Genomic DNA, 6,851 nt, shown 5'->3' with positions numbered 1-6,851 from the left:
CCTGATTATCAGGTATCCGGGGAGGATTAAGGGGTCATTTGGGTAAAATCAGGAGGTATTAGGGGAGAGAAACAGCCGAAAACCTGTGTTTGGGTTTCGGTTGTCGAGGGAAGGGCTTTTTTGCAAAGGTCTCTAACAGTGTTTTACACAACAGCTTAAGAAAAATACGCCGGCAACATCTCAAACACCGCAACCCTTTCAGGCTGCCATAAGGCTTCACAGTATCATTCTTGAAATCTTCAGATACTGTAAACAGCGCCAGATATCTATAGATAAAGTTAAGACATTGACATTTTATCAATGATTTTGTAAAATTTAGTGAGTTTATTTTCAAGTAAAAATATACTGGGTTTAACATTATGTCCGCCATACACACCCATCTGAGTTTAGCTATTTTGGCAGCCTTTTCTTTTCAGGCTGCACTTGCCGATACCATTGAAGAAAGCGAATTCAGACGTCAGGAAATGCGACGCCGGCAGCAGGAGCAGCAGCTGCAGCGCGAAGTCGATGTGCGTTTGGAAGATACGCGGCAAAGTACGCTTACTCCGTCTGCAGCCGAATCGGCCGAATCCCCCTGTTTCCCCATTCATACCGTTACCCTGACCGGCGATGCTGCCGGCCGTTTTCAGTTTGCACTTAAAAAAGCCTTGAAAGAAACCGGCTTCCAATCCGGACAATGTTTGGGTGCGCAAGGCATCAACCGCATTATGGTTGCGGCACAAAACGCCGTTATCGGCCGCGGCTATACCACTACCCGTATTTTGGCCGCACCGCAGGATTTAAACAGCGGAACTTTGGAATTAACCGTTTTGTCCGGCAAAGTGCGCTCGGTTCGCACTGATACTTCGCACAACGACCAAACCCGTGCCGCGCGCATTGCCGCCTTTCAAAACGAAATTCCGTTGAAAGGCGGCGATATTCTGAATCTGCGCCGTATCGAGCAGGGGCTGGAAAATCTCAAGCGCGTACCCACCGCGGAAGCCGATATTCAAATCGTTCCCGCCGATGCACCCGATGAAAGCGACATCATTGTTGCCTGGCGGCAGCGGCTGCTGCCCTACCGCCTGTCGCTCGGTGTGGACGACTCCGGCAGCAAAACCACCGGCAAATACCAAGGCAGCCTGACTTTCTCTGCCGACAACCCTTTCGGCTTAAGCGATCTGTTTTATCTGTCCTACGGCCGCCATCTGGGCCATACCGACACCCATACCGACTCCGAGGGCAAAAAAACCGCCGGCGGCACCCAAAGCTACGCCTTTCACTATTCCGTTCCTGCGGGCAACTGGCTGTGGAGCTGGAACCACAACTACTACCGCTACCACCAAGCCGTGGCGGGTATCAATGAAGTGTACGACTACAACGGCAAAAGCCGTGGCAGCGACATCGGATTTACCCGCCTGCTGTACCGTGATGCGCGGCGCAAGAGCCATATCGGCTTCAAACTGTGGCAGAAAGAAAACCAAAGTTTTATCGATGATGCCGAAGTCGAAGTACAGCGCCGTAAAACCGCCGGTTGGCAGTTGAGCCTAAAACACAAGGAATACATCGGCCGCAGCACTTTGGATATCGGCCTTGGCTACAAGCGCGGCACCGGCATGGCCGATGCCATTGCCGCCCCTGAAGAGGTGTTTGATGAAGGCACTTCGAGAATGAAGGTGATCACTGCCGACATCAGCTATAACCACCCCTTCCAAATCGGCCGGCAGCACTTCGTATATGACACCGCCCTGCATGCCCAGTGGAATAAAACCCCGCTGACGCCTTTGGACAAAATCGCCATCGGCGGTCGCTACACCGTGCGCGGCTTCGACGGCGAAAGCTCACTGTCGGCCGAGCGCGGCTGGTACTGGCGCAACGAAGCCGGCTGGTATTTTCAGGCTGCCCACCAGTTTTATCTGGCGCTAGACGGCGGCCATGTTTCCGGCGACTCGGCGCAATACCTGCTCGGCCAAACCCTAATCGGCGCCGCCGCCGGCCTGCGCGGCCAGTTCAAAGCAGGCGGCAGCCTGAATTACGACCTGTTTGTCGGCAAACCGATTAAAAAACCGCAAGGCTTTAGCAAACGTACCGCCGTTTTCGGCTTCAACCTAAACTATTCGTTTTAACCGGAGAAAACACGGGCACCGCCTGCATTTGGGCTGCCTGTTTCCCATTTCCACACGGACGCAAGAACATGAACAAACACTGCCATAAAATCGTCTTCAACCGCACCCGCGGCATCCTGATGGCCGTAGCCGAGACTGCCATCGGGCAGGGCAAAAGTCCCGGCGAGCGCTCAGGCGGAGAAACCGGTGGCGGTGACGGCAGCCTAAAAACCCGTTCAGGCTGCCGTTTGCATTTGGGCACGCTGACTTTCAGCCTGCTGCTCGGTTTCGGTTCGGCCCTGATTGTGCCCGCCGCCGCTGCCGACATCCAAGCCGACAAATCCGCCCCCAAATCCCAGCAGCCCGTCATCCTGCAAACCGGCAACGGACTACCGCAGGTCAATATCCAAACCCCCACCGCCCACGGCGTATCCGTCAACCAATACCGCCGTTTCGATGTCGACACGCGCGGCACCATTCTCAACAACAGCCATAAAAGCGTATCCACCCGCCAGGCCGGCTGGATACAGGGCAACCCCTTTCTCGCCCGCGACGAAGCCCGTGTAATCGTCAACCAAATCAACAGCAGCGACCCGAGCCGGCTGAACGGCTATATCGAAATCGCCGGCCGCCGCGCCGAAGTGGTGATGGCCAACCCCGCCGGCATCCGCGTCGACGGCGGCGGCTTTATCAACAGCGCAGGTGCCACCCTGACCACCGGCCGTCCCATCCTGGCAGACGGCCGTTTCGACGGTTTGGACATCGGCAGCGGCCGTATTGAAATCGGCGCACAGGGTCTTGACGGGCGCGGTGCCGACTACACCCGCATTCTCAGCCGTGCCGCCAAGATTGACGGCGGCATTTGGGGGCAGGACGTCCAAGTGATTGCCGCCGCCGGCCAAACCGACGCCGCAGGCAGCCTGAAAGACGCCGCCGCACCCCGCACTCCGTCTTCATCCGCCCCCGTCTTTGCCATCGACACCGGCGCCCTGGGCGGCATGTATGCCGGCAAAATCACCCTGATTGCTGCCGATGCCGGCAGCGGCATCCGCAATGCCGGCAAGATTTACGCCGGTGCCGGCGGCGTGACCCTCAGCGCCGACGGAAGACTGGCCAACAGCGGCACCGTCGCCGCCCAAGACGGCGGCACCCTGCGTCTTAACGCCGGCCAAGCCGACAACAGCGGCACCCTTTACGCCCACGGCCAAAGCAGCATCGACAGCAAAAGCAGCCTGAACAACAGCGGCCGCATTCTCAGCACCGCAGAAAACCGCATCCGCAGCGCCCGGATTGACAACAGCGGTCAAATCGACGGCGGCCGTCTGGACATTGCCGCCCCCGTATTGGACAACAGCGGCCGCATCAGCCAAAGCGGCAGTCAGGATCTGGCCGTCGATACCGCCCGCCTGGCCAACAGCGGCCGCATCGGCCTGCCGGAAAACAACAACGGCAACAGTGGAAACAGTAGCGGCAACAACGGCGGAAACGGCAACAACAATGGTTCCCACTCCGGCAACAAGCGGCCGCCCGCCAATAACGGCAACGGCAATAGCGGCAACAGTCACGGCGGCCATACCCAAGTTCCCACTCCTGCCGACGGCCGCATCAGCGTCTCCGGCCGTTTGGACAACAGCGGCACCATCGAAGCGGGCGGCCGCACCGATCTGAACGTACACAGCGAACTGGCCAACAGCGGCCGCCTCACCCTCGGCAGCCTGAAAGCAGACGGCAGCCGTTTCGACAACCGCCAAGGCGACATTCTCGCCCACAGCGCCGACATTCACAGCAGCCACAGCGACAACCGCGGCGGCGCCCTGGCCGCAGGCAGCCTGAAACTGGATGGCACCCGACTCGACAACCGCCAAGGCGCCATCCGCAGCAACAGCCAAAGCGACATCCGCCTTTCAGACGGCCTGAACAACGAACAAGGCGAAATCACCACTGCCGGCAGCCTGAAACTGGCCGCCGACAACATCACCAACCAAGACGGCAGCATCTTGGCCGGACAGGACATCGGACTGGATGCCCGGGTACTGGACGGCAGCGGCACCCTGGCCGCTGGCCGTGATGCCGCCCTCAAACTCAGCGCCGACTTTGACAGCAGCGCAGACATCGAAGCCGGCCGCACACTCAGCATCGAAAGCGGCGGCAGCATCCGCAACCGCCACCGTTTGGCCGGCGGCGCAGCCCTCGACATCCGTGCCCGGCACATCGACAACCGCGCCGAAGGCAAACTGGTTTCCGGCAGCAATACCCGTATTGGCGCCGACACCGTGGACAACCGCGGCCTGATCAACAGCAACGGCCTGACCCGTATTGATGCCGCAGACAGCCTGAACAACATCGGCAGCGGCCGCATCTACGGCAGCCGTCTCGCCCTGGGCGGCGGCAGCCTGAACAACCGCGAAGAAGCAAGCGCAGACGGCAAAAACCAAGCCCCCGTGATTGCCGCACGAGAGCGGCTGGACATCGGCATGCGCAGCATAAGCAACACCGGCAGCGGCTTTGGCCGGATTGAAAACGGCCAAGTACAAACCGGCAGCGTCTCCAGCCTGATCAGCAGCGAAGGCACACTGCATATCGGCGGCCGTTTGAACGAGAGCCATCAGGCCGAAGGCAGGGCCGAGCGACTGGAAAACCGCGGCGCGCGGATTGAAGCAGCGGGAGGCGGGCAGATTGCCGTTCAAAAACTGGACAACCTGAACGCCGGTTTGCGCACCGAAGAATATTTGGCCGACAGCCGCCGCCAAACTGCCTACACCTTTGCCGGCGAGCCCGAACGCTACATTGACGGCGAAGACGGCAACATGAGCCAATACCGAACCAATCTGGTCTTCCGTTTCAACGAGCAGGGCAGACAGAAAAGCGGCAGTACCGAACGCAAATTCGAACGCTCCGACGTATCGGCGGTACGCCGCTACCAATACAGCCTGAACCGTTACCGCCAACGTATCGTAGAAAGCCGTCCGGGCGAAATCCTGATTGGCGGCGACCTGAAAGCCGAAGGCGGAGAATGGCGTAACAGTGACAGCAAAATCCTGATCGGTGGCACATTGTCGGGGCTTTCCAAAGACAAGATTGCCAACCACGCCACCCAAGAGCAGCGGCGTCTGGAAGAAGTCGGCATAAGCGAACATGCGACCTTCGAAAGAAGCCATGGCCACCGAGGCAGGCATCATGTCTATTGGAGAGGTGGTTATGCTTACAACAACCCGAGCGTCAGCACCCACGACTTTGAAAACCAGCTGAGCGACATTCTGCAAAACCAAGGCAGCCTGAACCCTCCTGCCGGCCATGCCGCCGCAGCCGATGCCGCCACCGCCGCCGTTGCCCCTCCGCGCATTAAAAGTCCCGACGTCAGCTTCAGCCTGCCCGAAAGCAGCCTGTACACCGTCCGTCCCGACCGCCCCGGCTATCTGGTGGAAACCGATCCCGCCTATGCCGACTACCGCACCTGGCTGGGCAGCGACTACATGCTCAAAGCCCTGCAAACCGATCCCAACCGCACCCACAAACGGCTGGGCGACGGCTATTACGAGCAACGCCTGATCAACGAACAGATTGCCCGTCTGACCGGCTACCGCCGTCTGGACGGCTACCCCAACGACGAAGCCCAATTCCAAGCCCTGATGGACGCCGGCATCAGCTTCGCCCGCACCCAGCAGCTGACCCCCGGCATCGCCCTGTCCCCCGAGCAGGTTGCCCGGCTGACCAGCGACATCGTCTGGCTTGAAAGCCAGACCGTTACCCTGGCCGACGGCAGCAGCCAAAGCGTACTCGTACCCAAAGTCTACGTACTCGCCCGCCCCGGCGATCTCAACAGTGCCGGCGGCCTCATCAGCGCCGACGCCCTGCAGCTGAATGCCGGCCGCATCGACAACCGCGGCACCCTGGCCGGTCGGCGCATCGTCGATCTGGCCGCCGGCGACATCAGCAACAGCGGCCGCATCGGCGGCAAAAACGTCATACTCGACGCCCAACAACAAATCGACATCACCGGCGGCAGCATCGAAGCCGAACAGCTGCTCAGCCTCAAAGCCGACAACATCACCCTCCAAAGCAGCACCGCCCAAAGCGGCGACTCGCACAACGGCCGCACCACCGTTGACCGTGTGGCCGGACTGTATGTCAGCGGCACAGAAGACGGCCAAGGCCTGCTCAGCCTCGAAGCAGGGCACGACATCAAACTGAACGGCGCCCGCCTGGCCAACCGCGCCCGCGACGGCCACAGCCAAATGATTGCCCGCGAAGGCAGCGTCACACTCGGCACCGTCCGCACCGAAAACCACGAAAGCTACGGCGCGGCAAACGACAAAAACCACCGCCACGTCCACCAAAGCGCCGAAGCAGGCAGCCGCATCGAAGCGCTTGGCAACATCACCGTATCCGCCGGCAAAGACCTGAACATCCGCCAAGGCCAAATCGACAACCAAAGCGGCCGGGTAGAGCTGGCCGCCCGCGGCAATATCGACATCAGCGAAGGCCGCCGCACCCTGGATCTGGACGAATCGACCTACAGCAAAGAGCGCGGTTTGGTCGGCAGCAAAAGCCGGCTGGACCAATACCGGCGCCAACACGACGAAGCAGCCGGCAGCGTGATTACCGGCCGCGAAGTCAGAACGGCCTCCGGCGGCGACACCCGCATCCGCGGCAGCCAAGTCATCAGCGACGAACAGACCCTGGTTACCGCCGCCGGCGAGGTGCGCGTTGATGCTGCCGAGAACCGCTACCAAGATTGGGAAAACCACGAGCGCAAAAAGTCCGGCC

2 protein-coding genes are annotated in these 6,851 nt (G+C 60.1%); both read left to right on the top strand.

What is annotated here, in order from left to right:
- Positions 1 to 359 precede the first annotated feature (359 nt).
- Positions 360 to 2,105 (top strand): ShlB/FhaC/HecB family hemolysin secretion/activation protein, encoded by a 1,746-nt coding sequence (locus HMPREF3139_RS06425; protein WP_070461294.1) that lies wholly within the window; start codon positions 360 to 362, stop codon positions 2,103 to 2,105.
- Between the two features lie 68 nt (positions 2,106 to 2,173).
- Positions 2,174 to 6,851, top strand: a 4,678-nt coding sequence (locus tag HMPREF3139_RS06420; RefSeq protein WP_141743137.1) for a two-partner secretion domain-containing protein, incomplete at its 3' end; no start/stop codon positions are given.

The sequence above is a fragment of the Neisseria sp. HMSC15G01 genome (assembly GCF_001808255.1).
Taxonomy (GTDB): Bacteria; Pseudomonadota; Gammaproteobacteria; order Burkholderiales; family Neisseriaceae; genus Neisseria; species Neisseria subflava_A.
The sequence above is the reverse complement of the archived record's forward strand: the minus strand, read 5'-3'. Positions and strand labels throughout refer to the sequence as shown.